The organism is Brenneria uluponensis (assembly GCF_032395385.1).
Lineage (GTDB): Bacteria > Pseudomonadota > Gammaproteobacteria > Enterobacterales > Enterobacteriaceae > Prodigiosinella > Prodigiosinella aquatilis.
Genome location: NZ_CP135917.1, coordinates 4,234,894 through 4,249,933, shown reverse-complemented (window position 1 = coordinate 4,249,933; position 15,040 = coordinate 4,234,894). Strand labels below are relative to the sequence as shown.

Below are 15,040 nucleotides of genomic sequence, written 5' to 3'. Positions count from 1 at the left end.
GCCATCTGATGAATGCCTGATTTCTCGGGTATGACGTCAATGGCACGGGTAACGTAAACGTTTGGTGATATCCCCGCACTCGCGCGGGGATTTGCGGCCCAATAAGTGATGTTTAACCGGCTAACAGTGCCGCGTAACGGCTGATATCGACGTTACCACCGCTGATAATCACTCCGATTCGTTGCCCTTTCAGTTGTGAACTCATGGCACGGGCGGCGGCGAAACCCAAACAACCTGTGGGTTCTACCACCATTTTCATTCGTTCGGCAAAGAACCGCATGGTGGCGACCAGTTCGTCATCGGTGACGGTCAGAATATCATCCACATGTTGCTGGATAAGTGGGAAAGTATATTGTCCGAGATGCTGCACTTGAGCGCCATCGGCAATCGTTTTGGGCGTTTCAATGTGGACGATACTGCCAGTGCGAAAAGACTGTTGCCCGTCGTTGCCTGCCACGGGTTCGACACCATAAATTTTACAGCTCGGAGACAGCCGGCGCGCTGCCAGCGCCGAACCGGACAGTAAACCGCCACCACCCAGACAGACAAACAGCGCGTCCAGTTCTCCCGTTTCCTCAATCAGCTCTTTGGCCGATGTGCCCTGACCGGCAATCACATCAGGATGATCGTAAGAAGGGATCAGCATCAGTCCTGCTTTGTTGGCCAGATCTCGGCCAATCTGTTCCCGATCTTCCGTATAGCGATCATAGGTGACAATATTGGCACCATAGCCTCGTGTGGCGGCAATTTTGGATTCAGGGGCGTCCTGCGGCATGAGGATTGTCGCCGAGATATCGAGCAAACGAGCGGCAAGCGCAATTCCTTGCGCGTGATTACCAGAAGAGAAGGCCAACACGCCCGCTCGGCGCTGCATTGCCGTAAACCGGGATAAGGCGTTCATGGCTCCCCGAAATTTAAAGGCGCCGGTGCGTTGCAGATTTTCGCATTTAAAAAAAACCTCGGCACCGAAATCATTATCAACGGTGCGAGAGGTGGCAACCGGCGTGCGGTGTGCATGGCCGTCAAGGCGCTCGGCAGCGGCGATAACATCTTCATAAGTAGGAAGTTTGAACGGGATCATGATGTGTGGCTCCTGTTAATATTTTCAACTCGGTCACCCGGTTCGGGATTAAACGCAGTCGCTTCCATTTTCAGCGCTACGCCATGATGTCGTGCCGGGGGTTAAGTGGATGCAAACCCGGCAGTTCAGCATCAAAGACCGTTATTTGGCGTAGCTATAGGCGGAAGCCCGCGAAATACCAAGATGTTGCGCTATGGTGTCCATTGACCGTTTGACGTCCAACAGGCCGCTATCACGTAACTCCAGTATTAACTGTCGCCGTTCCGGCGTTTTCAATGCCCGTGGCGTGCTGGCCAGACGGGCGGCAAACTGGTCAATACGCTGCCTGATGGCTTCAGTTCCGGCAGGTTCGAGTGATTCCGTCACCGCATTACTGTTAAGCTGGCTAAACTGGGCCAGTGCATTTTGTACGCTGCGAAACATCGTCATATCCACATTGATGCACAGCGCTGCCACGTACTGACCGTTTTCATCCTTAATACCGATTGACGTACTTTTCACCGGACGGCCATCGACAAACTGGTTGGCATAGTTGGCAATGACTTGCGGATAGTCAGGATCGCCAATGCGCGCCAACCCCAGCTCAGTTGCCGGCTCACCTACTTCGCGGCCTGAAAGACTATTATAAATTTCTAAAATGGCGTGTTGCGGGTTTTTCAGGTCGTGAACCACCACTTCGCAAAACGGGGCAAAGGTGTCACTCAACCCTTGTGCAATGCAGGATATTTGTGTCAGAAGAGCGAGTTTCTCGCTGGATTGGATTGTCACCACGGTGCTCCTGTCATGTCTGTTTTGGATAAAATATTTATATATGGATAAATTGTCAAATTTTATACAAACAGTAAAATCAGCGGCGCATGGTTTGTTATTTGTTTTGGTGTGATAATAATCACATCTAATGTGATTTATTTGACTGTATTTACCTATTTATGTGAATAAAATTACAAATAAGCGTGTCGATGTAGATTCAAATATCAGGGAACGGGTGAATACGCTCCTGTCAGTGATGAATGATGGTAATGCGGTGGGTTTGGCTACTCGACACGAGTCCCCTGCTGAGTGCTATTCTCAGTGAACCAGAATGCCGAGTATTGCTTAAATATCGCTGGCCCTGCTTTTGTATTTACCGATCAAACTGGCTGAAGAGTTGGAGTATTGTATGACAGAGTTAACCGCTGCGGCGCAGCGTGCATTGGGTTTGATGGATTTAACCACCCTGAATGATGACGATACCGATGAAAAAGTGACCGCACTTTGCCATCAGGCCAATAGCCCGGCCGGCAAGACGGCCGCCATCTGCATTTATCCCCGCTTTATTCCGCTGGCCCGCAAGACGTTGCGTGAACAGGGCACGCCGGACATCCGCATTGCGACGGTGACCAACTTCCCACACGGTAATGATGATATTGCCATTGCTGTGGCGGAAACCAACGCTGCTATTGCCTATGGCGTAGATGAAGTGGATGTGGTGTTCCCGTATCGCGCGTTGATAGCGGGAAATGCCCAAGTGGGTTTTAAACTGGTGCAGGCGTGCAAAGAAGTATGTGATGCCGCCAGTGTGCTGCTGAAAGTGATTATCGAAACCGGCGAGTTGAAAGAGGATGCGTTGATCCGCCAGGCCAGCGAGATAGCCATTGATGCTGGCGCCGATTTTATTAAAACCTCCACCGGTAAAGTGCCGGTCAACGCGACCCTGCGTAGCGCGGAGGTGATACTGAGCGTCATCCGTGATAAGGGTGTTGGTGAACGGGTCGGTTTTAAAGCGGCGGGCGGTGTGCGTACCGCTGAGGATGCGGCTCAGTATTTGCAACTTGCCGATACGATTATGGGTACAGGTTGGGCTGATGCGCGTCATTTCCGTTTTGGCGCTTCCAGCTTACTGGGTAGCCTGTTAAATACGCTGGGACACTAAACTGCCGCTGCGCATCGTGGTTATTGGAGATCCCGTAAATCCCGATGCTACGGTATTGATTAACCGTCCCTTATGCTGGAGAAAACACCTTGTTTCTGATTCAGGAGATCATTCGTAAAAAGCGTGATGGGCAGCCGCTTAGTGCGGAAGAAATCCGCTTTTTCGTTAACGGTATCTGTGACAACACAGTATCGGAAGGGCAAATTGCGGCACTGGCCATGACCATTTATTTCCATGATATGACCATGGAGGAGCGTGTCGCGCTGACACTGGCAATGCGTGATTCCGGTACGGTTCTTGACTGGAAAAGCCTCAATCTTAACGGACCGCTGGTGGATAAACACTCCACTGGCGGTGTTGGTGATGTGACCTCGTTGATGCTGGGGCCGATGATAGCCGCCTGCGGTGGCTATGTGCCGATGATTTCCGGGCGAGGTCTGGGACATACCGGAGGAACACTGGATAAGCTGGAGTCGATTCCTGGTCTGGACATTTTTCCCGACAATGACGAATTCCGTCGGATTATCCAACAGGTGGGCGTGGCGATTATCGGCCAGACGAATTCACTGGCACCCGCGGATAAACGGTTCTATGCCACTCGGGATATTACTGCCACGGTGGACTCCATCCCGCTGATTACCGCCTCCATTCTGGCGAAAAAACTGGCGGAAGGACTGGATGCGCTGGTAATGGATGTAAAAGTGGGGTCGGGCGCGTTTATGCCGACCTATGAACAGTCTGAACAACTGGCGCTGGCGATTGTCGGCGTGGCCAATAACGCTGGATGCCGTACCAGTGCGTTGCTAACGGATATGAATCAGGTGTTGGCATCCAGTGCGGGGAATGCGCTGGAGGTCCGGGAGGCGGTGCGTTTTCTGACGGGAGAACACCGTAATCCGCGATTATATGAAGTCACTATGGCGCTGTGTGAAGATATGCTGCTGGCGGGACATCTGGCGAACAACAGTTCGGATGCCCGGTCGCGTTTACAGGCGGTGCTGGATAATGGTAAGGCGGCGGAGGTATTTGGCCGCATGGTGGCCGCACAGCGTGGACCAGTGGATTTCGTCGAGCATCATGATCGTTATCTCTCTTCCGCTACGTTGAGCAAACCAGTGTTTGCCGAACATGATGGGATCGTCAGCACGATGGACACCCGTGCGCTGGGGATGGCGGTGGTGGCGCTGGGGGGTGGTCGCCGTCAGGCCGGTGCCAGTATTGATCATCGTGTTGGGCTGAGTGACATGGTCAGTCTGGGAGACCGTGTGGATTCGCAGCGTCCGCTGGCGATTATTCATGCCAATACAGAAGCGCAATGGCGACAGGCAGAGCAGGAAGTCCGGGCAGCAATTGTTGTCAGTGACTGTGCGCCGAAGCCAATGCCGATAATTTATCGTCGGTTAAGTGCAAAGGATGTATCGCTTTCCGATTGAAAGCGGCGCAAATCGCCGATAAAGAACACAGGAGATAACAACATGAAACGTGCATTTATTATGGTGCTCGACTCATTTGGCATCGGTAGTGCTGCCGATGCCGCAAAGTTTGGTGATGCTGGCTCAGATACACTAGGCCACATTGCGCAAGTTTGTGCGGCGGGCAAAGCCGATCAGGGCCGTAAAGGTCCGTTGCATTTGCCAAATCTAAGCCGTCTCGGATTGGGTAAAGCGGCGGAAGAATCTACCGGACATTTCCCGATAGGACTGGATGCACAAGCAGAAATCGTCGGCGCTTACGCTTACGCCAGCGAAATCTCCTCTGGTAAAGATACACCGTCGGGTCATTGGGAAATGGCTGGCGTGCCGGTGCTGTTTGACTGGGATTATTTTCGTGATGAACAGAACAGTTTTCCACCGGCACTGCTGGACAAGCTGGTACAACGCGCCGAACTGCCAGGTTATCTCGGTAACTGCCATGCTTCCGGTACGGTAATTCTGGATAAACTCGGCGAAGAACACATGAAAACCGGCAAGCCGATTTTCTACACTTCAGCAGATTCGGTGTTTCAAATCGCCTGTCATGAAGAGACCTTTGGACTGGAAAAACTGTATGCGCTGTGTGAGATAGCGCGCGAAGAATTGGATGCAGGCAACTACAATATTGGCCGCGTGATTGCTCGTCCATTTGTCGGCGACAAAGCAGGAAATTTCCAGCGAACCGGTAACCGTCACGATCTGGCGGTTGAGCCTCCGGCGCCGACTGTGCTGAAAAAACTGGTGGAAGAAAAAGGCGGGGAAGTGGTCTCGGTGGGTAAAATCGCTGATATTTATGCCAATGTAGGGATTACCCAAAAAGTGAAGGCCACCGGTCTTGATGCGTTGTTTGACGCGACGTTGGCACAGATGGATCGGGCGGGTGATAACACCATTGTGTTCACTAATTTTGTGGATTTTGATTCCTCCTATGGTCACCGTCGCGATGTGGCTGGTTATGCGGCTGCGCTGGAGTTATTTGACCATCGCCTGCCGGAAATGCTGGCGAAAGTCACTGGGGACGATATCTTGATCCTGAGCGCCGATCACGGTTGCGACCCCACCTGGCCGGGGACTGAGCATACCCGCGAGCATGTGCCGGTGCTGATGTACGGTCCACGGGTACTGCCGGGTTCCCGGGGGCATCGCACCACGTTTGCGGATATCGGACAAACGGTCGCATGTTATTTTGGCTTGTCACCGATGGATTACGGTAAATCGATGCTCTGACCCAGGTTGGAGTATGCGCGATATTATTTTTACGTTGATGAAGAGGGAAAAGAAGGATGGCTACGCCACATATTAATGCAGAAAGAGGTGATTTCGCGGATGTCGTGCTGATGCCTGGCGATCCGTTGCGCGCCAAATATATCGCCGAAACCTTTCTGGAAAATGCCATTGAAGTCAATAACGTTCGTGGCATGCTGGGGTTTACCGGGACATATAAAGGTCGCCGTATTTCTGTGATGGGCCACGGTATGGGGATCCCTTCCTGCTCTATCTATACCAAAGAGCTGATCACGGAATTCGGCGTGAAAAAAATTATCCGTGTCGGTTCCTGCGGCGCAGTACGCCACGACGTGAAACTACGTGACGTAGTGATTGGCATGGGGGCCTGCACCGATTCCAAGGTCAATCGTATGCGTTTTAAAGATCATGATTTCGCCGCGATTGCTGATTTTGATTTGCTGCGCCATGCAGTGGATGCCGCTAACGCCCGTGGTGCCAATGTGCGCGTCGGCAACCTGTTCTCGGCCGATCTGTTCTACACGCCAGATCCGCACATGTTCGACGTGATGGAAAAATATGGCATCCTTGGCGTGGAAATGGAAGCCGCCGGGATTTACGGTGTGGCGGCGGAGTTCGGCGCCAAAGCGCTGGCGATCTGCACGGTGTCTGACCATATTCGTACTCAGGAACAGACTACGGCGGCAGAACGCCAGACCACCTTCAACGAAATGATTGAGATTGCGCTGGCGTCTGTTCTGTTGGGCGATAAGGATTAATCCGGCGAGCGCTGCTACTGGCAGTGTTTTTATCCCAGCGGCAGCGCCATGATAATGGCGTCTTCCCGGCCTTGTGCCGTGGGGTAATAATCCCGTCGGATAGAAACCTCATTGAATCCCAGGCTTTGATAAAGGGCCATCGCTCGGTGGTTGGAAGCGCGGACTTCCAACCATAGCGTCAGAATACCTTTCTTTTCCAGTGTATCAATCAGGTACTCCAGCAATTGGCGGCCATAGCCGTGGCGCTGATGCGCCGGATGCACGGCGATATTAAATAATGTGGCCTCATCCAGTATCACCTGAGTGATCGTGTAAGCGACCAGTTGCTGGTCATGACATAACTTCAGGTTGAGGTAGCGTTCACCCTGATTACTGACAAAGGTTTGTTCCGTCCACGGAAAGGCGTGGCTTAAATGTTCAATCTGAAAGGCTGACGCCAAATCAGTCGGGAGCAGGGGAGAAATTGTGTTCATGTTGACAAATCTGCTGCCATAGAGCGCGTTTGGCTCCGGCATTGTGGTAAAGCTCGGCTAACGCCGGGCTGGTGAGTTGAATACCTTCCAGATGCAGTGGTGATTCGATGCCCAGCCGCCAGCAGTGACAGCGAGTGTGTTCGGGGAGCATCACCACTTGCTGCGGTGTCAGGCCATAGGTTTCGTCAGGTGAAAGTTTCAGGCTGTGTATTACATCCTGTAGCAGCGGATCATCGCTGGCGGGCAGCGGATTCGCCACGATCAGCAGTCGAGTGCCAGGTGGCAGGCTGACGGCAATTTCTCCCTGCAACACCGTCGGACGCCGCAATGTCCACTGCGTGATCCCCAGTTGTTGTAGCAGCTCGTCCCGTCTTGATGTCATGCCATCCCCTGTCTGGAGCGTGATTATGCTGCGCTATGCTAGCAAACCCATCGTACATGCGCCAACAAACCTCTATAATCGCCGCTTAGTTAATTAAGGAGCCAGAGACTGATGTCCGCTTTTACCCCCGCCAGTGAAGTGATACTGCGCCATAGTGATGAATTTACCTCCCGCCGGGTGCTGTTTGCTGGCGATTTGCAGGATAGCCTGCCAGCCCAGTTTGATGCGGTAGAGGTGCGCGTGCATACCACGCAGTACCATCACTGGCAGCAGTTGCACCCAACGTTGGGTGAACTCGTTCACTTTTCTCTGTTGGCGGATGCCAGTGTGGTGGAGGGGTGCGACACCCTGATTTACTACTGGCCGAAGAGTAAATCGGAAGCGCAGTTTCAGCTTGCCAACCTGCTGTCTCTGTTGCCGGTGGGATGTGAAATTTTCGTGGTGGGAGAAAACCGCAGTGGCGTGCGCAGCGCGGAGAATATTCTTGAGGGTATCGCCAGCCTGAATAAAATTGATAGCGCCCGGCGTTGTGGGCTGTACCACGGTCGTTTGGATGCGAATACCTCGTTTGCTTTGGATGACTGGTGGCTGGATTATGATGTGGATGGTGTTCCTGTTCGCACGTTACCCGGTGTTTTCAGTCGCGATGGCCTGGATTCGGGTAGCCAGCTGTTGCTTTCCACACTGGAGGCTCATCAGAAGGGCAAAGTGCTGGATATTGCCAGCGGCGCGGGTGTGCTGGCGGCGGTGTGCGCCAAGCGTTCGCCGAAGATACGTCTGACACTCAGTGATGTCAGCGCGGCGGCGTTGGAATCCAGTAAAGCTACGCTGACACTGAATCAGCTGGAGGGCAATGTGGTTGCCAGCAATGTGTATTCCGACATTGTGGGTCGCTTCGATATGATCATCTCTAACCCACCGTTCCATGAGGGTATGAAGACCAGCCTACATGCAGCAGAAACGCTGATTCGCGGTGCGGCGTTACATCTGAACATCGGTGGTGAGCTACGCATTGTGGCAAATGCCTTCCTGCCTTACCCCGCGTTGCTGAGTGACACCTTTGGCAATCATGAAGTTATCGCCCAGAACGGACGCTTTAAGGTATATCGTTCGGTCTTGTCGCGCGCAGCGAAAGCAAAGCGTTAATAGCAGGCCAGCAATGGTGTGACAATTTCCCTTGCTGGCCTTATTGTGACGATTATTACACGTTAATAGTGTCCATACCTTCCTGGGTATAACGTTCACCGGCAAACGCCTGGAACGGACATATGGCTTCGATAGCCGCCAGTTCGGCTGCCGTCAGCGTCACATCCAGCGCAGCGACATTCTCTTCCAGATAACGGCGGCGTTTGGTGCCGGGAATCGGCACAATATTTTCGCCTTGCGCTAACACCCAGGCCAGTGCCAACTGTGAGGGAGTGACGCCTTTTTCTTGCGCCAGTTGTTTGATCTTATCCACCAATTGCAGGTTTTTAGCAAAGTTTTCGCCGCTGAAGCGTGGATTGGCTCGGCGGAAATCATCGGCGGATAAATCATCGATGCTGCGAATGGCGCCGGTCAGGAAACCGCGACCCAATGGGCTATAGGGGACAAAACCGATCCCCAGTCGTTTACAGGTGGGCAGAATGGTTTCTTCAACGTCACGTGTCCACAATGAGTATTCACTTTGTAACGCGGTAATCGGGTGGACCTTGTGAGCGCGCTCCAGCGTGTTGGCTGAGGCTTCACTTAGTCCGAGATAGCGGATTTTTCCCTCTTTTACCAGATCGGCCATGGCGCCTACGCTCTCTTCAATCGGCACGGCTGGATCAATGCGGTGCTGATAATAGAGGTCGATGACATCTACCCCCAGCCGTTGCAGACTGCCTTCCACCGATTTGCGGATATAGTCGGGTTTGCCACACACACCACGCTCTTGCAGATTCGCTGGATTGCGCAGAATACCAAACTTGGTAGCCAGAAAGACCTGGTCACGTTTGCCTTTAATGGCTTTACCCACTAACTGTTCATTAGTGTGAGGACCATACATATCAGCGGTATCCAGTAATGTGACACCCAGCTCCAGTGCCCGGTGCAGTGTGGCGATAGCCTCTTTCTCATCCATCGCTGTAGAGTAAAAATCGCTCATTCCCATGCATCCCAGACCGATGGCGGAGACGAGCGGGCCCTGCTGACCCAGTTTACGTTGCTGCATTATGTTACCCCTGTCATACGAATGAGAGGTTCAGTATGGTTGTTGGGAAATAAAAGATAAATCACGTTGTTTGTGCAACACTGTTTGAGAAAAGCAAACAATGTGTGGTGGAAAGATGGATCAGATACAGGCCATGCGGGTGTTTGTCCGCATTGTGGAGGCCGAAAGTTTTAGCCGTGCGGCGGAAAATCTGGGATTGCCGCGAGCAACGGTGAGTCAGACATTGAAGCGGCTTGAACTGCGGTTGGGGGTGCGTCTGTTACTGCGTACCACCCGACAAGTGCAGATAACGGATGAAGGCCGGATTTATTATCAACGTTGTATACAATTGCTGGCAGAAATTGATGAGACTGATGCGCTGTTCTCCCACCAGCGTCAGCAACCCAGTGGACGGGTGAGAATCGATATGCCGCATTCACTGGCACGACAAATAGTGATCCCTGCCTTACCCGAATTTTACCAACGTTATCCGCAGATTACGTTGGTGTTGAGCGCCAATGACACTACCATTAACATGATGCGTGAAGGTGTTGATTGTGTCCTGCGCGCCTGGCAGACAGATGATGATTCTCTGGTGGCACGTCATTTTCCTTCACTTCGTCAGCTCACTTGTGCCTCGGCTGACTATTGTGCAATCCATGGTGTGCCCGAAAGCCTGTCCGATCTGGCTGCTCACCAGATGATAGGGTACTTTTCCCTGCAAACGTCACAGCGCTATCCGCTGGAATTTATGCAAGCGGAGCAACTCGTGACCCGGATGCTTCCCTCCCGTCTGGATGTCAGCGGCGCGGATGCGTATATCGCCGCCTGTTGTGCGGGGTTGGGGATCATTCAGGCTCCGCGTTACGGTTTGACGCCGTTGCTGGAAAGCGGGGAACTGGTGGAAATTTTGCCGCAAACACCCCCGCCGGATATGCCACTTTATGTGATGTATCAACCGGGCCGTTTTCTGGCACCGCGCATCCGGGTGGTGATCGAATGGCTGCATGAGCTTTTTAATCAACAACTGACTGACTGATGTCACTTTTTTTGCATCAAACCGCTGCATACAACGGAAATAATCATTGACCTTAACGGGAAAATCTCTAGAATTCGCCCCCGTGGTGACATCATGTGACGTAATGTTGCAGGTCAGCGAAGGTGGCGGAATTGGTAGACGCGCTAGCTTCAGGTGTTAGTGCCTTAACGGGCGTGAGGGTTCAAGTCCCTCTCTTCGCACCAATATCACCACACCGATTTGTATTACACAGTACCTGCGAAGGTGGCGGAATTGGTAGACGCGCTAGCTTCAGGTGTTAGTGTCTTAACGGACGTGAGGGTTCAAGTCCCTCTCTTCGCACCACTGGTGATACAAATTGATGCTACAAACCGTGCGAAGGTGGCGGAATTGGTAGACGCGCTAGCTTCAGGTGTTAGTGCCTTAACGGGCGTGAGGGTTCAAGTCCCTCTCTTCGCACCACTCTCCATTATTGGTTATTTTTTGACTCCCCACACAGCAATTTCCCTTCCTTAAGTCATGATCATTGGCATGACTTTTGTGTTCTGTTTCAAATCCTTCACATCTGGTTGTTCACCTGTTTGACAAAAATCCGCTGCCTGCCATTATTTGATCATTCACTTAAACCGAATGCTTTCCACCTGAATTCGGTTTTATGTCTAGGTAGGGCTCCCGTTATGCTGACGTTACGCCAGATTCGCCATTTTATTACCGTTGCCGAAACCGGTTCGATCTCCGCGGCGGCTCAGGCTTCTTTTGTTTCTCAGTCTTCCCTGACGCAGGCAATTCAACAGCTTGAGACAGAAATCGAAGCGCGGTTGTTTGACCGCCACGCCAAGGGCATGACGCTGACGCATCAAGGGCATCAGTTTTTACGGCAGTCGTATCTGATCCTCGCGACGGTCGACAATGCTAAACGCAGCCTGCAAATGGGCACCGAAAGTGTCACCGGGCACCTCACTCTGGGCGTAACCAGTCTGGTCGCCGGCTATTTTCTGGTGGATTTACTCAAGCAATTCAACGCCTACTATCCGAAAGTGGAAGTCAAAGTCGTCGAGGATGAGCGCCAGTACATTGAGCATTTACTGGTCAGCGGTGAAATTGATATCGGCGTGCTGATCCTCTCAAACCTCGAAGACCGCGACGCGCTGCAAACCGAAGTGTTGACCCATTCCTCTTATCGCTTGTGGTTGCCGCCACTGCATCCGTTGCTGGAGCGCGAAAGTATTTCGCTGGCAGATATCGCAAATGAGCCGCTGATCCAGCTCAATGTCGACGAAATGGAAAAACACGCGCAGCGCCTGTGGGCACGGGCGGGGCTGAAACCGAATATAGCGATGAAAACGGCTTCGACTGAAGCCGTGCGCAGTCTGGTGGCCGCCGGGCTTGGCGTTTCAGTGCAACCGGACATGGCATACCGTGCCTGGTCGCTGGAAGGTAATATGATTGAGGCCAGCAAACTGGAGGATTCCATCGAACCGCTGGATATTGGATTGGCGTGGCGGCGCGGCAGTGCGCGACCGGAACTGGTGACGCCATTCCTGACCATTGCACGGGAGAACAGTGCCAAGCGCAAGCCGTTGTAACAGAGCATTCGGTTAAACCGAATGCAGCCTTCAATAATTGCTATTTGTTGCCCTCAGGGAAATTACTTAATATGAATTGGCAATTTGTTACCGATATATAACATTTTTGTTAATTTACGATAATTCTCTGCTTTGAGGGTAGTGCAATGTCGGATGCAGAATTTGTTGCCAGTTTCTCTGAAAAACACGCGATCAATGGCGACCTTCTGCACGGCGAGGGCGCGACGCAAAGCATTTTCAATCCCGCCACGGGTGACATTATCGCCGAAGTGGCAGAAACCTCTCTGACACAGGTCGATCAGGCGGTCCGCGCGGCCAATAATGCGTTTTACCGCTGGTCACGCACTACACCCGCTGAACGTGCCACGATACTCTTGCGCATTGCCGATGCAATTGAAAAGCAGGCGCACGCTTTGGCGCGGCTTGAAGCCATTAACTGCGGCAAACCACTGCATCAGGCGCTGAACGACGATCTGCCCGCCGCGATTGACGTTTTCCGGTTCTTCGCTGGTGCCGTGCGTTGCCAGCAGGGGCAGCTTTCAGGCGAATATCTTCCTGGCCATACCTCTATGGTGCGTCGTGACCCGCTCGGCGTGGTAGCGTCGATTGCGCCGTGGAATTACCCGCTGATGATGGCCGCGTGGAAAATCGCCCCCGCGCTGGCGGCGGGGAATACCGTGGTCTTCAAACCTTCCGAACATACCCCATTGACTATTCTGGCGTTGTTGCCGGCCTTGCAGGAAATCCTGCCGCCCGGGGTGCTGAATGTGATCACTGGCAGCGGTGAAGGCGTCGGTAGTGCGCTGGTCAGCCATTCTCACGTCCGTCTGATATCGCTGACCGGCGATATCATCACCGGCCAACGCATTTTGCAGGCTGCGGTTAAAACGGTGAAGCGTACTCATCTTGAACTTGGCGGTAAAGCGCCGGTGATTGTCTGCAACGACGCCGATATTGATGACGTGGTTCAGGCGGTCAGCGCCTGGGGTTATTACAACGCCGGGCAGGATTGTACTTCCGCCTGCCGCGTCTACGCACAGGCCGGTATTTATGAGCGTCTGGTGGAAAAGCTGGGTGATGCGGTTTCGCAATTGCCCTTCGCCAAAAAGAACGACAATGAAAACGTTATGGGGCCGCTGATCAGCAGTCGGCAGCGTGATCGTGTATCGAGCTTTGTCGAACGGGCGCTCAGTCAGCCGCATATCGAGCGGATTACCGGCGCGGCATCGCATTCCGGCCCCGGTTTTTATTACCAGCCGACGTTGCTGGCGGGCTGTTTGCAAAGCGATGAAATCGTGCAGCGTGAAGTCTTCGGGCCGGTGGTTAGCGTGACGCGTTTTGACACCATTGAACAGGTGGTGAACTGGGCGAACGAATCAGAATACGGGCTGGCGTCGTCGGTCTGGACACAGAACATCGATCTGGCGATGCAGATTTCCAGTCACATGCAATATGGCACCACGTGGATTAACACCCACTTTTCATTGGTCAGTGAAATGCCGCACGGTGGATTAAAACGATCCGGCTACGGCAATGATCTTTCCAGTTATTCACTACAGGACTACAGCGTAGTCAGACACATCATGGCGAAATTCAAACCTCAATTCTAAAAACAGAAAATAATTACCCAACGTCAATTGGCGTTGCCGTAAGGCGGCGACTGAGTGAATCCCCGGAAGCTTACTGAAGTAAGTGGTCGGGGTGAATAAAGGCGGCCAACGCGGAGACAGCGCGAAGGACAACGGGTAATACGACGACAGGAGTAAGCGATGAACAAGATTAACGGTAATTACACCCTATCTGCTATTTGTTTGGGCCTGCTAAGTTTTCTAAGTACCGCGTTGGCGGCTGAAATGCCGACAAGCATTGGCAAAGGCGAGGGACAATTAAATATTATTGCGTGGCCGGGTTATATCGAGCGCGGCGAAAGTGACAAGAATTACGACTGGGTCACTCCGTTTGAAAAACAGACCAGCTGTAAGGTGAATGTCAAAACCGCAGCGACATCTGATGAAATGGTCAGCCTGATGGCGAAGGGCGGTTATGACCTGGTGACCGCTTCCGGTGATGCGTCATTGCGTCTGATCTACGGCAAACGTGTTCAGCCAATCAATCCGGCACTGATCCCCAACTGGAAGAATATCGACCCGCGTTTGGTGAAAGGCGCATGGTTTAATGTTGGTGGCAAAGTTTACGGCACGCCGTATCAGTGGGGGCCAAACCTGCTGATGTATAACACCAAAACCTTCCCGACCGCACCAGACAGTTGGTCAGTTATCTTCGTTCCACAAATTCTGCCCGACGGCAAAAGCAATCAGGGGCGCGTTCAGGCCTACGATGGCCCGATCGCCATTGCTGACGCCGCGCTGTATCTGAAAAGTACCCAGCCGGATCTTAAAATCGAAGACCCTTATCAGCTTAATGAAACGCAGTATCAGGCGGTGCTGAAATTGCTGCGCGTCCAGCATCCGCTGATCCACCGTTACTGGCACGATGCGTCGGTTCAGATGAGTGATTTCAAAAATGAAGGCGTGGTAGCCAGCAGTTCCTGGCCGTATCAGGCTAACGCGCTGAAAAGCGAGAAGCAGCCGATTACCACTGTATTCCCGAAAGAAGGTGTTACCGGCTGGGCGGATACCACCATGTTAGCGGCAGATGCCGAACATCCTAATTGTGCTTACAAGTGGATGAACTGGTCACTTGAACCGAAAGTGCAGGGCGACGTTGCGGCGTGGTTTGGCTCTGTGCCAAGCGTTCCGGCTGGCTGTAAAGCCAGTACGTTGTTGGGCGCCAACGGGTGCGAAACCAACGGATTCAATAAATTCACCGCGATTTCATTCTGGAAAACCCCGCGATCCGAAGGTGGGAAATACGTCCCCTATAGTCGCTGGACGCAGGACTACATCGCCATCATGGGCGGTCGGTGATCCGCTTCATCCT

General features: G+C 52.8%; 14 protein-coding genes and 3 tRNA genes. 12 read left to right on the top strand and 5 right to left on the bottom strand.

Annotated features, from left to right (window positions below; translation table 11 throughout):
- Positions 1-112: 112 nt before the first annotated feature.
- Both RS889_RS19665 and RS889_RS19660 read right to left on the bottom strand, forming a co-directional pair.
- Positions 113-1,081 carry a threo-3-hydroxy-L-aspartate ammonia-lyase gene (locus tag RS889_RS19665; RefSeq protein WP_315708453.1) on the bottom strand — a complete coding sequence of 323 codons (969 nt, stop codon included), beginning with the start codon at positions 1,079-1,081 and terminating at the stop codon, positions 113-115.
- A gap of 141 nt (positions 1,082-1,222) precedes the next feature.
- The gene (locus tag RS889_RS19660) at positions 1,223-1,843 is read right to left on the bottom strand and encodes a helix-turn-helix transcriptional regulator (protein WP_315711124.1); all 621 of its coding nucleotides are present in this window, start codon (positions 1,841-1,843) and stop codon (positions 1,223-1,225) included.
- Between the two features lie 397 nt (positions 1,844-2,240).
- On the opposite strand from RS889_RS19660, the gene deoC reads away from it, so the two are divergent.
- From deoC to deoD, 4 genes are all read left to right on the top strand, one after another.
- Positions 2,241-2,993, top strand: coding sequence for a deoxyribose-phosphate aldolase (deoC, locus tag RS889_RS19655; protein WP_315708452.1), 753 nt, complete (start codon positions 2,241-2,243; stop codon positions 2,991-2,993).
- A gap of 89 nt (positions 2,994-3,082) precedes the next feature.
- On the top strand, positions 3,083-4,426 hold the full coding sequence (deoA, locus tag RS889_RS19650; RefSeq protein ID WP_315708451.1) for a thymidine phosphorylase: 1,344 nt from the start codon (positions 3,083-3,085) through the stop codon (positions 4,424-4,426).
- A gap of 42 nt (positions 4,427-4,468) precedes the next feature.
- Positions 4,469-5,692 (top strand): phosphopentomutase, encoded by a 1,224-nt coding sequence (deoB, locus tag RS889_RS19645; protein ID WP_315708450.1) that lies wholly within the window; start codon positions 4,469-4,471, stop codon positions 5,690-5,692.
- Between the two features lie 56 nt (positions 5,693-5,748).
- On the top strand, positions 5,749-6,468 hold the full coding sequence (gene deoD / locus RS889_RS19640) for a purine-nucleoside phosphorylase (RefSeq protein WP_021014406.1): 720 nt from the start codon (positions 5,749-5,751) through the stop codon (positions 6,466-6,468).
- Positions 6,469-6,497: 29 nt separating this feature from the next.
- On the opposite strand, the gene rimI is transcribed toward deoD, so the two are convergent.
- Both rimI and RS889_RS19630 read right to left on the bottom strand, forming a co-directional pair.
- The gene (gene rimI, locus RS889_RS19635; RefSeq protein ID WP_315708449.1) at positions 6,498-6,941 is read right to left on the bottom strand and encodes a ribosomal protein S18-alanine N-acetyltransferase; all 444 of its coding nucleotides are present in this window, start codon (positions 6,939-6,941) and stop codon (positions 6,498-6,500) included.
- On the bottom strand, positions 6,910-7,323 hold the full coding sequence (locus RS889_RS19630; RefSeq protein WP_021014408.1) for a DNA polymerase III subunit psi: 414 nt from the start codon (positions 7,321-7,323) through the stop codon (positions 6,910-6,912). The genes rimI and RS889_RS19630 overlap by 32 nt, the downstream gene beginning before the upstream one ends.
- Before the next feature lie 111 nt (positions 7,324-7,434).
- Between RS889_RS19630 and rsmC the strand changes: the two genes are divergently transcribed.
- A complete protein-coding gene (gene rsmC / locus RS889_RS19625) occupies positions 7,435-8,469 on the top strand; it encodes a 16S rRNA (guanine(1207)-N(2))-methyltransferase RsmC (protein WP_315708448.1) in 1,035 nt (344 codons plus the stop codon).
- Positions 8,470-8,524: 55 nt separating this feature from the next.
- Here the strand turns inward: rsmC and RS889_RS19620 are convergent, their stop codons facing one another.
- The gene (locus RS889_RS19620; protein ID WP_021014410.1) at positions 8,525-9,517 is read right to left on the bottom strand and encodes an aldo/keto reductase; all 993 of its coding nucleotides are present in this window, start codon (positions 9,515-9,517) and stop codon (positions 8,525-8,527) included.
- Positions 9,518-9,632: 115 nt separating this feature from the next.
- Between RS889_RS19620 and RS889_RS19615 the strand changes: the two genes are divergently transcribed.
- The 7 genes from RS889_RS19615 (at position 9,633) to ydcS (ending at position 15,027) form a co-directional block, all read left to right on the top strand.
- Positions 9,633-10,535 (top strand): LysR family transcriptional regulator, encoded by a 903-nt coding sequence (locus RS889_RS19615; RefSeq protein ID WP_021014411.1) that lies wholly within the window; start codon positions 9,633-9,635, stop codon positions 10,533-10,535.
- 116 nt (positions 10,536-10,651) lie between these two features.
- A tRNA-Leu gene (locus RS889_RS19610) sits at positions 10,652-10,738 on the top strand.
- A 34-nt stretch (positions 10,739-10,772) separates the two neighbouring features.
- Positions 10,773-10,859: transfer RNA gene (locus RS889_RS19605), tRNA-Leu, on the top strand.
- 30 nt (positions 10,860-10,889) lie between these two features.
- A tRNA-Leu gene (locus RS889_RS19600) sits at positions 10,890-10,976 on the top strand.
- A gap of 215 nt (positions 10,977-11,191) precedes the next feature.
- Positions 11,192-12,100 (top strand): LysR substrate-binding domain-containing protein, encoded by a 909-nt coding sequence (locus RS889_RS19595; protein ID WP_021014412.1) that lies wholly within the window; start codon positions 11,192-11,194, stop codon positions 12,098-12,100.
- Positions 12,101-12,246: 146 nt separating this feature from the next.
- A complete protein-coding gene (locus tag RS889_RS19590) occupies positions 12,247-13,710 on the top strand; it encodes a gamma-aminobutyraldehyde dehydrogenase (RefSeq protein WP_021014413.1) in 1,464 nt (487 codons plus the stop codon).
- Between the two features lie 159 nt (positions 13,711-13,869).
- On the top strand, positions 13,870-15,027 hold the full coding sequence (gene ydcS, locus RS889_RS19585) for a putative ABC transporter substrate-binding protein YdcS (RefSeq protein ID WP_315708447.1): 1,158 nt from the start codon (positions 13,870-13,872) through the stop codon (positions 15,025-15,027).
- Positions 15,028-15,040 lie beyond the last annotated feature (13 nt).

Excerpts from the sequence above, each read along its gene's own strand:
- RS889_RS19615 (WP_021014411.1), top strand. The coding sequence starts at position 9,633 with ATGGATCAGATACAGGCCATGCGGGTGTTTGTCCGCATTGTGGAGGCC.
- deoB (WP_315708450.1), top strand. The coding sequence starts at position 4,469 with ATGAAACGTGCATTTATTATGGTGCTCGACTCATTTGGCATCGGTAGT.
- rimI (WP_315708449.1), bottom strand. The coding sequence starts at position 6,941 with ATGAACACAATTTCTCCCCTGCTCCCGACTGATTTGGCGTCAGCCTTT.
- deoD (WP_021014406.1), top strand. The coding sequence starts at position 5,749 with ATGGCTACGCCACATATTAATGCAGAAAGAGGTGATTTCGCGGATGTC.
- RS889_RS19595 (WP_021014412.1), top strand. The coding sequence starts at position 11,192 with ATGCTGACGTTACGCCAGATTCGCCATTTTATTACCGTTGCCGAAACC.
- RS889_RS19620 (WP_021014410.1), bottom strand. The coding sequence starts at position 9,517 with ATGCAGCAACGTAAACTGGGTCAGCAGGGCCCGCTCGTCTCCGCCATC.
- RS889_RS19630 (WP_021014408.1), bottom strand. The coding sequence starts at position 7,323 with ATGACATCAAGACGGGACGAGCTGCTACAACAACTGGGGATCACGCAG.
- ydcS (WP_315708447.1), top strand. The coding sequence starts at position 13,870 with ATGAACAAGATTAACGGTAATTACACCCTATCTGCTATTTGTTTGGGC.
- RS889_RS19665 (WP_315708453.1), bottom strand. The coding sequence starts at position 1,081 with ATGATCCCGTTCAAACTTCCTACTTATGAAGATGTTATCGCCGCTGCC.
- deoC (WP_315708452.1), top strand. The coding sequence starts at position 2,241 with ATGACAGAGTTAACCGCTGCGGCGCAGCGTGCATTGGGTTTGATGGAT.
- rsmC (WP_315708448.1), top strand. The coding sequence starts at position 7,435 with ATGTCCGCTTTTACCCCCGCCAGTGAAGTGATACTGCGCCATAGTGAT.
- RS889_RS19590 (WP_021014413.1), top strand. The coding sequence starts at position 12,247 with ATGTCGGATGCAGAATTTGTTGCCAGTTTCTCTGAAAAACACGCGATC.